This is a genomic window from Streptomyces sp. NPDC007189 (assembly GCF_040703635.1).
Lineage (GTDB): Bacteria > Actinomycetota > Actinomycetes > Streptomycetales > Streptomycetaceae > Streptomyces.
In genome coordinates, this window is sequence record NZ_JBEYEY010000002.1 from 214,369 (window position 1) to 228,809 (window position 14,441).

The 14,441-nt window shown below is 71.8% G+C and carries 10 protein-coding genes; 9 read left to right on the forward strand and 1 reads right to left on the reverse strand.

Annotated features, from left to right (window positions below):
- The first annotated feature begins 152 nt into the window (after positions 1–152).
- From leuS to holA, 8 genes are all read left to right on the forward strand, one after another.
- A complete protein-coding gene (leuS, locus tag AB0950_RS04100) occupies positions 153–3,032 on the forward strand; it encodes a leucine--tRNA ligase (protein WP_360144481.1) in 2,880 nt (959 codons plus the stop codon).
- A 142-nt stretch (positions 3,033–3,174) separates the two neighbouring features.
- Positions 3,175–3,921: a hypothetical protein gene (locus tag AB0950_RS04105; RefSeq protein WP_360144478.1), complete on the forward strand. Its 747-nt coding sequence runs from the start codon at positions 3,175–3,177 to the stop codon at positions 3,919–3,921.
- A gap of 71 nt (positions 3,922–3,992) precedes the next feature.
- Positions 3,993–4,838, forward strand: a complete 846-nt coding sequence (locus AB0950_RS04110; protein ID WP_360144475.1) for a DegV family protein — start codon at positions 3,993–3,995, stop codon at positions 4,836–4,838.
- A gap of 119 nt (positions 4,839–4,957) precedes the next feature.
- Positions 4,958–6,184, forward strand: a complete 1,227-nt coding sequence (locus AB0950_RS04115) for a ComEA family DNA-binding protein (RefSeq protein ID WP_360570853.1) — start codon at positions 4,958–4,960, stop codon at positions 6,182–6,184.
- Positions 6,185–6,324: 140 nt separating this feature from the next.
- Entirely contained in the window at positions 6,325–9,072 is a 2,748-nt protein-coding gene (locus AB0950_RS04120; protein ID WP_366777923.1) for a ComEC/Rec2 family competence protein, read from the forward strand.
- A gap of 25 nt (positions 9,073–9,097) precedes the next feature.
- Entirely contained in the window at positions 9,098–9,937 is an 840-nt protein-coding gene (locus tag AB0950_RS04125; RefSeq protein ID WP_366777752.1) for an arylamine N-acetyltransferase, read from the forward strand.
- A 101-nt stretch (positions 9,938–10,038) separates the two neighbouring features.
- Positions 10,039–10,284, forward strand: coding sequence for a hypothetical protein (locus tag AB0950_RS04130; protein ID WP_360144463.1), 246 nt, complete (start codon positions 10,039–10,041; stop codon positions 10,282–10,284).
- Between the two features lie 277 nt (positions 10,285–10,561).
- Positions 10,562–11,551: a DNA polymerase III subunit delta gene (holA, locus tag AB0950_RS04135; protein ID WP_360570859.1), complete on the forward strand. Its 990-nt coding sequence runs from the start codon at positions 10,562–10,564 to the stop codon at positions 11,549–11,551.
- 514 nt (positions 11,552–12,065) lie between these two features.
- On the opposite strand, the gene rpsT is transcribed toward holA, so the two are convergent.
- Positions 12,066–12,332 carry a 30S ribosomal protein S20 gene (rpsT, locus tag AB0950_RS04140; protein ID WP_360144457.1) on the reverse strand — a complete coding sequence of 89 codons (267 nt, stop codon included), beginning with the start codon at positions 12,330–12,332 and terminating at the stop codon, positions 12,066–12,068.
- 225 nt (positions 12,333–12,557) lie between these two features.
- Here rpsT and lepA point away from each other — a divergent pair, with 225 nt between their 5' ends.
- Positions 12,558–14,432, forward strand: coding sequence for a translation elongation factor 4 (gene lepA / locus AB0950_RS04145; protein WP_360144454.1), 1,875 nt, complete (start codon positions 12,558–12,560; stop codon positions 14,430–14,432).
- Positions 14,433–14,441 lie beyond the last annotated feature (9 nt).

Below are 14,441 nucleotides of genomic sequence, written 5' to 3' on the forward strand. Positions count from 1 at the left end.
CCTTCTGCTTAGCGGGCCGCGCTGATCAGTACCGACCCCGGTCGCACCGTGAGGTCGGCATCGGCGCGGCGTCCCCTCCTGTGTGAGGGGTTTTTTCGTTTCTTTGAATGTCACAGCCGCTGGCAGAGACGATCGATGGAGCTTTGAGGATCATGAGCGAGACGAACCCCGCTGCCGCCGCCACGTCGGCGGAGGCCGCGCCGCACCGCTACACGGCCGCCATGGCAGCCGAGATCGAGGCACGCTGGCAGGACTTCTGGGACGCCGACGGCACCTACGCCGCGCCCAACCCCAAGGGCGACCTGGCGGGCGACCCCGAGCTGGCCGCCAGGCCCAAGAAGTTCATCATGGACATGTTCCCGTATCCCTCCGGTGCGGGCCTGCACGTCGGCCACCCGCTGGGCTACATCGCCACCGACGTCTACGCCCGGTTCCAGCGCATGACCGGCCACAACGTCCTGCACACCCTGGGCTTCGACGCCTTCGGCCTGCCCGCCGAGCAGTACGCCGTGCAGACCGGCACGCACCCGCGCGTGTCCACCGAGGCCAACATCGAGAACATGAAGGCCCAGCTGCGCCGGCTGGGCCTGGGCCACGACAAGCGCCGGTCCTTCGCCACGATCGACCCGGACTACTACAAGTGGACCCAGTGGATCTTCCTGCAGATCTTCAACTCCTGGTACGACGACGAGGCGAGGAAGGCCCGCCCGATCTCCGAGCTGATCGCCCAGTTCGAGTCCGGTGAGCGCCCGATTCCGGGCACCACGCGCGCGTGGAGCGAGCTGAACGCCCGCGAGCGCGCCGACGTCCTGGGCGAGTACCGCCTGGCCTACGCCTCCGACGCGCCGGTCAACTGGTGCCCGGGCCTGGGCACCGTGCTGGCCAACGAGGAGGTCACCGCCGAGGGCCGCTCCGAGCGCGGCAACTTCCCGGTCTTCAAGGCCAAGCTGCGCCAGTGGAACATGCGGATCACCGCCTACGCCGACCGGCTGCTGGAGGACCTGGAGGAGCTGGACTGGCCCGAGGCCATCAAGCTGCAGCAGCGCAACTGGATCGGCCGCAGCGAGGGCGCCCGCGTCGACTTCCCGATCGACGGCGAGCACATCACGATCTTCACCACCCGCCAGGACACCCTGTTCGGCGCGACCTACATGGTGCTGGCGCCCGAGCACCCGCTGGTCGAGAAGTTCACCCCCGGAGCCTGGCCGGAGGGCACCCACGAGGTGTGGACCGGCGGCCACGCCACGCCCGCCGAGGCCGTCGCCGCCTACCGCGCACAGGCCGCCTCGAAGTCCGACGTCGAGCGGCAGGCCGAGGCCAAGGACAAGACCGGCGTCTTCACCGGCGCGTTCGCGACCAACCCGGTCAACGGCGAGAAGATCCCGGTCTTCATCGCCGACTACGTGCTGATGGGCTACGGCACCGGCGCGATCATGGCCGTCCCGGCGCACGACACCCGCGACTTCGCCTTCGCGCGCGCCTTCGAGCTGCCGATCCGCTGCGTGGTCGAGCCGACCGACGGCCGCGGCACCGACACCTCCACGTGGGACGACGCGTTCGTCTCGTACGAGGCGAAGCTGGTCAACTCGGCGAGCGACGAGGTCTCCCTGGACGGCCTGGGCGTCGCCGAGGCCAAGGCCCGCATCACCGAGTGGCTGCAGAGCAAGGGCATCGGCGAGGGCACCGTCAACTTCCGCCTGCGCGACTGGCTGTTCAGCCGCCAGCGCTACTGGGGCGAGCCCTTCCCGATCGTCTACGACGAGGACGGCGTCGCCCACGCGCTGCCCGAGTCGATGCTGCCGCTGGAACTGCCCGAGGTCGAGGACTACAGCCCGCGCACCTTCGACCCGGACGACGCCGACACCCAGCCCGAGACCCCGCTGTCGCGCAACGAGGACTGGGTCAACGTCACCCTGGACCTGGGCGACGGGCCGAAGAAGTACCGCCGCGAGACCAACACCATGCCCAACTGGGCGGGTTCCTGCTGGTACGAACTGCGCTACCTGGACCCGCACAACGACCAGCGGCTGGTCGACCCGGAGATCGAGCAGTACTGGATGGGCCCGCGCGAGGACCGGCCGCACGGAGGCGTCGACCTGTACGTCGGCGGCGCCGAGCACGCCGTGCTGCACCTGCTGTACGCGCGCTTCTGGTCCAAGGTCCTGTACGACCTGGGCCACGTGTCGTCGGCCGAGCCGTTCCACAAGTTGTTCAACCAGGGCATGATCCAGGCCTACGTCTACCGCGACAGCCGTGGCATCGCGGTGCCGGCCGCCGAGGTGGAGGAGCGCGACGGCGCCTACTACTACCAGGGCGAGAAGGTCACCCGGCTGCTGGGCAAGATGGGCAAGTCCCTGAAGAACGCGGTGACGCCCGACGAGATCTGCGCCGAGTACGGCGCCGACACCCTGCGCCTGTACGAGATGGCCATGGGTCCGCTGGACGTCTCCCGGCCGTGGGACACGCGCGCGGTGGTCGGCCAGTTCCGGCTGCTCCAGCGGCTGTGGCGCAACATCGTCGACGAGACGACCGGCGAGGTCACCGTCACCGACGCCGAGCCCGACGAGGACACCCTGCGCGCCCTGCACAAGGCGATCGACGGCGTCCGCCAGGACCTGGAGGGCCTGCGCTTCAACACCGCCATCGCCAAGGTCACCGAGCTGAACAACCACCTGACCAAGGCGGGTACGGCGGTGCCGCGCTCGGTCGCCGAGCCGCTGGTGCTGATGGTGGCCCCGCTGGCCCCGCACATCGCCGAGGAGCTGTGGCGCAAGCTGGGCCACACCGACTCGGTCGTCCACCAGGAGTTCCCGGTCGCCGACCCGAACTACGTCGTGGACGAGACCGTGACCTGCGTCGTGCAGATCAAGGGCAAGGTCAAGGCTCGCCTGGAGGTGCCGCCGGCCATCTCCGAGGAGGAACTGGAGAAGGTGGCCCTGGCCGACGAGAAGGTCGTCGCGGCGCTGGGCGGCGCGGGCATCCGCAAGGTGATCGTCCGCGCCCCGAAGCTGGTGAACATCGTTCCCGCGTAACCCGCGGGGAGCGTCGGGCAGGCTCTCGGGGTAGTCCCCTACGGGCAGGTTCGGGGTTTTTCTGGAACTCCGGACCTGCCCGCTGCGTTTACCGTGGAAAGCGCAGGCGGCGAGTGCGCCGCCCAGCCGGAGGAGGAGCGTCGTGGAAGCAGTGATCGCCGTGTTCGCCCTGCTCTTCCTGCTCTTCATCGGCCTGGGCGTGTACGCCACGGTCAAGGCGGTCGGCGCCGCCAAGCGCGGCGTGGACCGGACGATCGAGCAGGCCCGCCGCACGGTCGAGGACCACACCCTGCGCGCCAAGTCCTTCATCCAGGTCGGCCCCGCCGCCGAGATCGCGCAGCTGCGGCTCGCGCTGCGCACCTCCATGCGTGCCACCCAGGACGCGCTGCACGCGGGCGTGGCCGAGGACGAGTCGTTGAGGGAGTCCCTCGGCCTCTTCCAGCGGCTCAGCGCGCACGGACACGAGCTGGACGCCGACCTCAGGCGCCTGGAGTCGGAGCCGGACCGGGCCGAGCTCACCGCACGGCTGCCCGAGCTGCGCAGCCGCACCGAGCGCATCACCAAGTCCGCGGACTCGCTGCGCTGGGCGGTCCGCGACCGGGCGCGCCGCTTCGGCGAGGACGATCTGGGGGCGCTCAGCGACCAGATCGACATCGAGGCCGACGCCCTGCGCCACTGGACCCCGGCCGGACCCGCGGCGGCACCGGGACAGCGGCCCGGCCCCTCCACCGCGTCCGCCGCCTCCCCTGAGCATGGCCCGGCGGCGCAGCGCGCCCGCTCCCGTCCGTCCCGCCCCGCCGAGGAGCAGGCCCGTCAGGCGATCACCCCGCCGTCACCGCGTCTCGTCCACCCCTGGCAGAAGAAGCCGCGCCCCGAGAGCACGACCTGAGCCGGACGCTCAGGGCCGCACCATGGGGGCTGGGCTGCCGCGCGCGCACCACGGCAGGTAACCTCCAGCTCATGTCCCGCCATGTCGCGATCGTCACCGATTCAACGGCCTACCTGCCGCCACGGACGATGGAGCGTCACGGCATCACAGCGGTGCCCCTGACCGTGGTCCTCGGCGACCAGGCACTCGAAGAGGGCACCGAGATCTCCACCCGCTCCCTGGCCCAGGCGCTGCAGAAGCGGCGTCCCGTCACCACCTCGCGGCCGAGCCCCGAGGTGTTCGCGGAAACCTACCGCAGGGTCGCCGAGTCCGGCGCCGACGGGATCGTCTCCCTGCACCTGTCCGCCGAGCTGTCCGGCACCTACGACGCGGCGGTCCTCGCGGCGCGCGAGGCACCGGTGCCGGTACGGGTGGTGGACACCGGGATGGTCGCGATGGCCCTCGGCTTCTGCGCGGTCGCCGCGGCCGAGGCCGCGGAGGCCGGCGGCACGGTGGACGAAGCCGTCACGGCCGCGGAGAAGCGGGCCGCGGGCACATCCGCCTACTTCTACGTCGACACCCTCGAGTATCTGCGCCGCGGCGGCCGCATCGGCGCCGCACAGGCCCTGCTCGGTTCCGCGCTCGCGGTCAAACCCCTGCTCCAACTCGACGGCGGCCGCATCGAGCTGCTCGAAAAGGTCCGTACGGCCTCCAAGGCCATCGCCCGCCTGGAGGAGATCGCCGCCGAGCGAGCGGGCGGCGCCGAGGTCGACATCGCCGTCCACCACCTCGCCGCCCCCGAGCGTGCCGCCGCGCTCGCCGACCGGCTGCGCGAACGGGTGCCGGGCCTGGCCGAACTCCATGTCAGCGAGATCGGGGCGGTGATCGGCGCACACACCGGTCCTGGGCTGCTCGGCGCGGTGATCTCACACCGCTGACCCTTCACGCGGTCTGCCACATCACTCGTACGGGTGGCGGAGTTATCCACAACGGGACGGCTGTCCCCCGAAATCGACCAAGATCATCGCGAATCGGCGGGATGACTCATCCTCGTCGCATGGCACTTCGATCACGTTCACGCACAGCCACTCCGACCAGCGGCCCCGGCCGTGGCCCCGCCTCCGACGGCCGCGTCCACCACCGTGGCACCGGCCACCGCCGCTCCATCGGCCACCGCCGTGCCCGCCACCACCCGCCGGCACCGGCCGAGGAGCTGCGCCGCCGGGCGGAACTCCTCTTCGGCGAACGAGCGGTGAAGTGGCGGGAGTCGGGAAACGGACCGCCGGACGCGGAGGGAGCCGAGAGTCCGCCGACCGTGACGACAGCGGAGGCAGCAGAGGCGTCGGACGAGGTGGCGGCCCGAGCGGCCACGGTGTCGGTCACCGGCCGAGCGTCCGGGCTGAGCCCGGCGAGGGCGGTGACGACCACGGCAGAGCCCGTCCCGACCGCGGCGACGCACGCCGGGCCGACTGACGGGCCGGCGCCGACCTCGACTCTCGGAGACGTCGAACCGTTGGGTGCGGCAGGCATGTTGGAGGGGGCACAGCCCGTCGGCCCCGGCTGGCGGGACCGGGTGGGGCTCGCGCTGCGGGAGCGGATGCCCGTGTGGTTGCAGGCGCGGTGCGGGGTGGACCGGCGGGGAGTGGTGGCGCTCGCCGTGGTGCTCGTGGCCGCAGCCGTGTTCGCCGTGCAGCACTTCTGGGCCGGGCGGACCCAATCCCTGAGCGCACCTCAAGTGGTGCGCGCGGAGAAGCCCTACACCGAGGCGTCGACGCCCTACGCCAAGAAGGAAGACGGCGCGAAAGCCGGTGCGGGCGCGGGAGCCTCGGCGACGCCGGGCGGGCAGATCGTCGTGGACGTCAGCGGCAAGGTCCGCAAACCGGGGATCCAGCGGCTGCCGGCCGGCTCCCGGGTGGTCGACGCGCTGCGGGCGGCCGGCGGTGTCCGTCCGGGGGTGAGCACCGAGGGGCTCAACCGGGCTCGCTTCCTGACCGACGGTGAACAGATCGTCGTCGGCGCACCCGCCGGGGCGATGGCTCCGCCCGGCCCGGCGGCAGGGCCGGCCACCGGCCAGGCCGGAGCGGGTCCCGCCGCGCCCGTCTCGCTCAACACGGCCACGGCGGACCAGCTCGACACGCTGCCCGGCGTCGGCCCGGTCCTCGCTCAGCACATCATCGACTACCGCACCCAGCACGGCGGTTTCCGCTCGGTGGACGAACTGCGCGAGGTCAACGGCATCGGTGACCGCCGCTTCAACGATCTGCGGAACCTGGTACGGCCATGAGCCGCACGATCACCGACCGGCCGCCGCAGCGCGGGAGTTCGGGCCGGCTGGCGAATGCCGGGCGAGGGAACCCGGGGGCCGGCGGCACGAGTCACGACCTCAGCGCGCACGGGACCGCTCACGGTGACCGGGCGGCGCCCCTGGACCTGCGTCTGGTGCCACCCGCGCTCGCGGCTTGGGCCACGGCGGCTCTGACACTGAACACACCGGCGCCCTGGACGGCCGGTATCGTGGGCATCTGCCTGGTGGGTGGGGTCGTCCTGCTGCGGGCGCGGAGACCGGGCAGGGCCGGACGGCCGGTAGCGGCGGCGCAGACGGCAGCGAACGCACCGGCGGCACGGCAGGCAGCCATCGGACCAGCGGTGCAGACGGCACCGAACGCAATGGCGGCACAGCAGGCACCCAACGCACCGGCGCCATCGGCCGGGTCTGGACGGAGGGCACAAGTCAGGCGGTCGACCGGGCGGTTCGCGTGGGCCCGTGCTTCCGTCGCCGCCGTGCTGCTCTGCGTTGCCGCGGCGGCGGCCTCGGCCGGGCTGCACGGAGCGGACCTGCGACGCGGGCCGGTGCCCGAGCTGGGCCGGCGGTACGCGACCGTGACCGCCGAGGTCGAGGTGAGCGGTGACCCCTGGCTGAGCCGGCCGCGCGTGCGCGGTGATCACGCGGCGCCGGTGGCGGTGCTGGCCCGGGCGGAGGTGCGGCGCGTCGAGCGGACCGATGGGGCGAGCGTGCGGACGCGGACCCCGGTGCTGCTGGTCGTCGACGCGGACGTCCCGGCACCGGAAGGAACTGCCGCTCGGAACGGCGGTTCCGCGGGGGAGGGGGACGCGGCTCTGCCGGCTGGCCCGGGCGCGCGAGGTGGACAGGGCGCATGGCGTGCACAGGGTCCGCAGGGGGCACGGCAGGCCTGGCTCGGGTTGTTGCCGTCCACGCGCCTGTGGGTGAGAGGGCGGCTGGCGCCCGCGCTGAGCGGTGGCGAGCGGACCGCGGCCGTGCTGCGGGTGCGTGGCCGTCCGGGACCGCGGATCGTGGCCGGGCCGAGCGGACCGCAACGGCTGGCGGGACGGCTCAGGGCCGGGCTGCGGGAGGCGACCGACGGTCTGCCGGGGGACGCGCGTGCGCTCCTTCCGGGGCTCGTCGTCGGAGACACCTCACGAATCACACCCGAGCTGGACGACGCGTTCAAGGAGACGGACCTGGCGCACACGCTGGCCGTGTCCGGCAGCAACCTCACCGTCCTGCTCGCGCTGCTCATCGGCCCGCCCGGACTGGCGCAGCTTGCCGAACGCCGTGGCCTGGCCCGGCGCCTCGGGCTCTCGCTGCGGGCGACGGCGCTGCTGGCCGGAGTGCTCACGCTGGGATTCGTGGTCGTGTGCCGGCCCGACCCCAGCGTGCTGCGGGCCGCGGCGTGCGGTGCGGTCGCGCTGCTCGCCCTGGCCACCGGACGCCGTAGATCCTTGGTTCCCGCACTGGCCACGGCAGTCCTGCTGCTGGTGCTTTACGACCCGTGGCTGGCCCGCAGTTACGGCTTTCTGCTCTCCGTGCTGGCCACCGGCGCGCTGCTCGTCCTGGCCCCGGGCTGGAGCGAGGCACTGCGCCGGCGCCGGGTGTCGCCCAGGCTCGCGGAGGCGCTGGCAACGGCCGCTGCGGCACAGGCGGTGTGTGCGCCGGTCACCGCGGTGCTGTCGGCGCGGGTGAGCCTGGTGGCGGTGCCGTGCAACCTGCTGGCCGAGGTGGCGGTGGCACCGGCCACGGTGCTGGGGTTCGCGGCGCTGGTGACGGCGCCGGTGGCGATGGCACTCGCCAAGGCGCTGGCGTGGTGCGCGAGTTGGCCCGCCGGTTGGATCGCCCGGGTCGCCCGGACGGGGGCCGCGCTGCCCGGCGCGGGAGTCGACTGGCCGGGCAGCTGGCCGGGGGCGCTGGCGCTCGCGGTGGTCACCGTGGCCGTCGTCCTGGCCGGCCGGCGGCTGATGCGGCACCCGTGGTGGTGCGGGCTGCTCGGGGTGCTGGTGCTGCTGGCGGTGGTGCGGCCGGTGCCGCTGACCCGGGTGATCACGGGCTGGCCGCCACCGGGCTGGCGGTACGCGATGTGCGACGTGGGACAGGGTGACGCGACCGTCCTGGCGGCGGGTGAGGGAGCCGGAGTGGTCGTGGACACCGGACCCGATCCGGCGCTGGTCGACCACTGCCTGCGGCAACTGGGCATCACACGAGTGCCGCTGCTCGTCCTGACCCACTTCCACGCCGACCATGTCGCGGGACTGCCCGGTGTGCTGCGGGGCCGTTCGGTGGCCGCGATCGAGACCACGGGATTCGAGGAGCCCGCCGATCAGGCCGACTTCGTCAGAAGGGAGGCGGCGTCGCGGCACATCCCGGTCACGCGGGCCGTGGCGGGGGAGGAGCGGCGCACCGGACCGCTGTCCTGGCGGGTCCTGTGGCCCCCGCCGAGTGTCCGGCCGCCCGGGGACACACGCACCCCGCTCTGGCCGGGGCCGGTGCCGGAGCCGGAGGATCCGAACGACGCCAGCGTCGCGATGCTGGTCCGCTCCGGCGGGCTGCGCATGCTGTTGCTGGGCGATCTCGAACCGCCGGCCCAGCAGGCGCTGGCACGGTCACCGGTGGCCGCCGAGCTGGCCGGTGTGGACGTAATGAAGGTCGCCCATCACGGGTCGGCGTATCAGGATCCGGAGCTGATGCGCCTTGCGGCTCCCCGGGTGGCGCTCATCAGCTGTGGTGAGGACAACCCGTACGGACACCCGGCGCCGGCGACCGTGGCCGCGCTGCGGGCGGGCGGGGCGCTGGTGCTGCGCACCGACCGGGACGGAGAACTCGCGGTCGGCGGGACCGGAGGGACGGGCGGGGAGATGCGGGTGGCGAGAGACCGATGACCGGGTGTTCGACCAGACTGGGTCCATGGACTCACGTCAGGCCGACGCATATCTCCGCCGGATCGGGGCGCAGCGTCCGCCGAAACCCACCAGCCGGGCGCTGCACGAGCTGCATCTGCGCCATCTGCGGACCGTGCCCTTCGAGAACCTGTCGATCCACCTCGGCGACGAGATCGTGCTGGAGGAGGGGCGGCTGCTGGACAAGCTGATCGGACGTGGGAGGGGTGGCTTCTGCTACGAACTGAACGGCGCCTTCGGTGCGTTGCTCGCCGCGCTCGGTTACGAGGTCGAGCTGCTCGCGGCACGCGTGTACGGCGACGAGGGGCGGCTCGGCATCCCCTACGACCATCTCGCCCTGCGGGTGGGGACGGTGGAGGGGGACACCTGGCTCGCGGACGTCGGGTTCGGGGCGCACAGCCACCACCCGCTGAGCTGCACGGACCGCGCGGAGCAGGCCGACCCCGGCGGGGTGTTCCGGGTGGCGGACGCCGGGCCGGACGCGGCCGGGGTGCGGGGCGGCGGCTCGGCCGGCGCCGGGGACCTGGACGTCGTACGGGACGGGACGCCGCGGTACCGGCTGGAGACGCGACCCCGGGCGCTCGGGGACTGCGTGGCCGGCGCCTGGTGGCACAGCACCTCGCCGCTGTCGCACTTCACCCGGTCGCTGGTCTGCTCACGGCTCACCGAGGACGGCGGGCGGATCACGCTCAGCGGGCGCGAACTGAAGACGACGGCGGCCGACGGTACGTGCGGCGCACGGGAGTTGGAGACGGACGAGGAGGTGCTGACGGCGTACCGGGAGAGGTTCGGGATCGAGCTGGACCGTGTGCCGACGGTGCGGAACCGGACCCCGAGCCCGAAGTGACCGAATGGACACCGGGCATCCGGGTCGACCTCGACGTGCAGATGGTGGGCCATGGGCTGACCTGGAGGTTGGGTTTCCGTGCGGTGCAGGAGAATGTGGCCGTGAGTGATGTGCGACATGTGCTGGTGCTGCCCGACCGGGACGCGGCGGAGGAGGTGGCCGCGACGCTCGGGGAGCGGTTCGGCATCGACGAGGAGCCCCGGCTCGTCAGGGACGCGCTGGCCGGGGAGGACGACGCCGAGGACGCGCAGTGGCTGGTGGTGCTGCGGGACGAGGGCGGACGGCTGGATCCGGCGGAACTGGACGCGTTCGCGGGCGAGTGGGAGGGCTGGCGCGAGGAGCCGTGACCGGGAAGCCGTGACCGGCTCCGACGCGGCGCCGCACGACCCCGACGCCGACCCAGGCCCCACTCCTCCCCCCGGCACTCCTGCCCTCGGCCTCGGTCCCGCCCCGACCCGCCGAGGCCCCGGGTCCCTAAGCCCCGGCCCGTCGAGCCCCGGGGTCCTCAGCCCCAACCCGTCGAGCCCCGGGCCTCAACCCCGAGACCTCCTCCGGGTGCGGTCAGGGATTGGTCAGGGGCTGTGGGGGGTCCGGTTGTCAGTGCCGCGTGGGATGCTTTGAGCAATGGCCAGGAAGACTGCGAATGACGACCCTCTCGCCCCGGTGACGCTCGCCGTGGGCCAGGAGGACCTCCTGCTCGACCGTGCCGTGCAGGAGGTGGTGGCCGCCGCCAAGGCCGCCGACGCCGACACGGACGTACGCGACCTCACCCCGGACCAGGTGCAGCCCGGCACGCTCGCCGAGCTCACCAGTCCCTCGCTCTTCGCCGAGCGGAAAGTCGTGGTCGTACGCAATGCGCAGGACCTGTCCGCCGACACGGTCAAGGACGTGAAGGCGTATCTCGGGGCGCCCGCCGAGGAGATCACGCTCGTGCTGCTGCACGCGGGCGGGGCCAAGGGCAAAGGGCTGCTCGACGCCGCGCGCAAGGCGGGCGCGCGGGAGGTCGCCTGCCCCAAGATGACCAAGCCGGCGGATCGGCTGGCCTTCGTGCGGGGCGAGTTCCGCTCCTTCGGGCGTTCGGCCACGCCCGAGGCGTGCCAGGCGCTCTGCGATGCCGTCGGCAGCGATCTGCGGGAGCTGGCCTCGGCGGTCTCCCAGCTGGTCGCCGACGTGGAGGGGACGATCGACGAGGCGGTCGTCGGGCGGTACTACACCGGCCGGGCCGAGGCCTCCAGCTTCACGGTCGCGGACCGGGCCGTGGAAGGGCGCACGGCGGAGGCGCTGGAGGCGCTCAGATGGTCGCTGGCGACCGGCGTGGCGCCGGTGCTGATCACCAGCGCGCTCGCCCAGGGCGTGCGGGCGATCGGCAAGCTGTCCTCCGCGCGCGGGGGGCGGCCGGCGGATCTCGCGCGGGAGCTGGGGATGCCGCCGTGGAAGATCGATCGGGTACGGCAGCAGATGAGGGGATGGACACCGGACGGGGTCGCGGTGGCGATGCGGGCGATCGCCGAGGCCGACGCGGGCGTGAAGGGCGGCGGCGATGACCCCGAGTACGCGTTGGAGAAGGCCGTCGTGGTGATCGCCCGTGCCGCTCGCTCCCGCGGCCGGGGATAGCCAGAGATACCGAGGCTCCACCGCAGCCCCCGCTTGCAGAAGTCGGCCCCAGTCCTCGCTCGCCGACCTCCACCCCAGCCCCTGCTTGCGGGACTCCACCCCAGCCCTCGCTTGCCGAACTCCGCCCAGCCCTCGCTTGCCGAACTCCCCCCAGCCCTCGCTTGCCGACCTCCACCGCAGCCCCCGCTTGCAGAAGTCGGCCCCAGCCCTCGCTTGCCGACCTCCAGCCCAGCCCCTGCTTGCGGGACTCCACCGCAGCCCCCGCTTGCCGAACTCCCCCCAGCCCCCGCTTGCCGACCTCCAGCCCAGCGCCCGCTCGCAAAAGCTGTCCCGGCATGCCGAAAGCCCCGTCACCCACCCTGGGGAAGGGGGAGTGGCGGGGCTTCGGTTGGAGCTGGATGGACTCGCACCCGCGTGGCGAACGCAGGCCGCGTGCGAATCCGGGGTGCCGGTCGGGAGCGGATGAGAGAGGGCCCGCTCTGGGTCCTTCCGGCGGTCAGATCACAGAGGAGGTTCAGCCCTTGAGGGACACGACCTTGGAAGCAAGCGCCGACTTCTTGTTGGCGGCCTGGTTCTTGTGGATGACGCCCTTCGAGACGGCCTTGTCGAGCGCACGCGCGGCAGCGCGCTGCAGCTCGGTGGCCTTCTCGACGTCACCCGCGGCAGCGGCCTCGCGAGCCTTGCGGATCGCGGTCTTCAGGGAGGACTTGACGGCCTTGTTGCGCAGCCGGGCCTTCTCGTTGGTCTTGATCCGCTTGATCTGGGACTTGATGTTCGCCACGAAGGAGCCTTTTCAGGTTCAGGCGCGGGGCCGCGAGGGTCCCGTACCGGTGATCCAAAATTGTTTGTCGCGCCTCGCGCTGAGAGGGCATGAGGCACAGCCATCTACAGTACCAGTGGCCCTGCGAGCGGCCCAAAACGGTGCCCGGTCCCTCCGCGTGGGACCATGGAGACTACGTATCGATCCGACCCGAGGCATAAGGCGCCTCAAGAGACAGGACCCTGCGTGCCCGCGACCCCTAACCATGTGCCCGAGCCGAGCCGTACCGACCCGGCTCTGATCCGCAATTTCTGCATCATCGCGCACATCGACCACGGCAAGTCCACGCTCGCCGACCGGATGCTCCAGCTGACCGGTGTGGTCGAGCAGCGGCAGATGCGTGCTCAGTACCTCGACCGGATGGACATCGAGCGCGAGCGCGGCATCACGATCAAGTCCCAGGCTGTGCGTCTGCCCTGGGCCCCCACCGAGGGCCCCGACCAGGGCACGACCCACATCCTCAACATGATCGACACCCCGGGGCACGTCGACTTCACCTACGAGGTCTCGCGGTCGCTCGCCGCCTGTGAGGGGACCATCCTCCTCGTCGACGCCGCCCAGGGCATCGAGGCGCAGACCCTCGCCAACCTCTACCTGGCGATGGAGAACGACCTCACGATCATCCCGGTGCTCAACAAGATCGACCTGCCGGCGGCGCAGCCGGAGAAGTTCGCCGAGGAGCTGGCGAACCTGGTCGGCTGTGACCCGGAGGACGTGCTGAAGGTCTCCGCCAAGACCGGTCTCGGCGTGGACGCGCTGCTGAACAAGGTCGTCAAGGAGATCCCGGCGCCGGTCGGCGTCGCCGACGCGCCCGCCCGCGCGATGATCTTCGACTCGGTGTACGACTCCTACCGCGGTGTCGTGACGTACGTCCGTGTCATCGACGGCCAGCTCAACAAGCGCGAGCGCATCAGGATGATGTCGACCGGCGCCACCCACGAGCTGCTGGAGATCGGCACCAACTCGCCCGAGATGCTGCCGGCCGACGGCCTCGGGGTGGGCGAGGTGGGCTATCTCATCACCGGTGTGAAGGACGTCCGCCAGTCGAAGGTCGGTGACACCGTCACCAGCCAGAGCAAGGGGGCCACGGAGGCGCTCGGCGGGTACAAGGACCCGAAGCCGATGGTCTTCTCGGGTCTGTATCCGCTCGACGGCTCCGACTACCCGGAGCTGCGCGAGGCCCTGGACAAGCTGCAGCTCAACGACGCCGCGCTGGTCTACGAGCCGGAGACCTCCGCGGCCCTCGGTTTCGGTTTCCGCGTCGGCTTCCTCGGTCTGCTGCACCTGGACGTGATCCGGGAGCGGCTGGAGCGCGAGTTCGGCCTCGACCTGATCGCCACCGCCCCCAACGTGGTCTACCGCGTGGTCATGGAGGACGGCAGCGAGCACACGGTCACCAACCCGAGCGAGTTCCCCGAGGGCAAGATCAACGAGGTCTTCGAGCCGGTCGTGCGGGCCACCATCCTCGCGCCCACCGAGTTCATCGGCTCGATCATGGAGCTGTGTCAGACCCGGCGCGGCACCCTGCTCGGCATGGACTACCTCTCGGAGGACCGCGTCGAGATCCGCTACACGCTGCCGCTCGCCGAGATCGTCTTCGACTTCTTCGACCAGCTGAAGTCCAAGACCCGCGGCTACGCCTCGCTGGACTACGAGCCCACCGGCGAGCAGACCAGCTCCCTGGTCAAGGTCGACATCCTGCTGCACGGGGACAAGGTGGACGCGTTCTCCGCGATCACCCACAGGGACCAGGCGTACGCGTACGGCGTGCGGCTCGTCGCCAAACTCAAGGAGCTGATCCCGCGGCAGGCCTTCGAGGTGCCGGTGCAGGCCGCCATCGGCTCCCGGGTCATCGCCCGCGAGACCATCCGCGCCATCCGCAAGGACGTCCTCGCCAAGTGCTACGGCGGTGACATCTCCCGTAAGCGGAAGCTGCTGGAGAAGCAGAAGGAAGGCAAGAAGCGGATGAAGATGGTGGGTTCCGTGGAGGTTCCGCAGGAAGCCTTCATCGCCGTCCTGTCGAGCGATGACAGTGCGGGGTCGGTCAAGGGCAAGAAGTAACCAGCGGTA

Coding starts and splice junctions, on each gene's coding strand:
- leuS (WP_360144481.1), top strand. CDS start 153: ATGAGCGAGACGAACCCCGCTGCCGCCGCCACGTCGGCGGAGGCCGCG.
- holA (WP_360570859.1), top strand. CDS start 10,562: ATGGCCAGGAAGACTGCGAATGACGACCCTCTCGCCCCGGTGACGCTC.
- AB0950_RS04115 (WP_360570853.1), top strand. CDS start 4,958: ATGGCACTTCGATCACGTTCACGCACAGCCACTCCGACCAGCGGCCCC.
- AB0950_RS04125 (WP_366777752.1), top strand. CDS start 9,098: ATGGACTCACGTCAGGCCGACGCATATCTCCGCCGGATCGGGGCGCAG.
- AB0950_RS04110 (WP_360144475.1), top strand. CDS start 3,993: ATGTCCCGCCATGTCGCGATCGTCACCGATTCAACGGCCTACCTGCCG.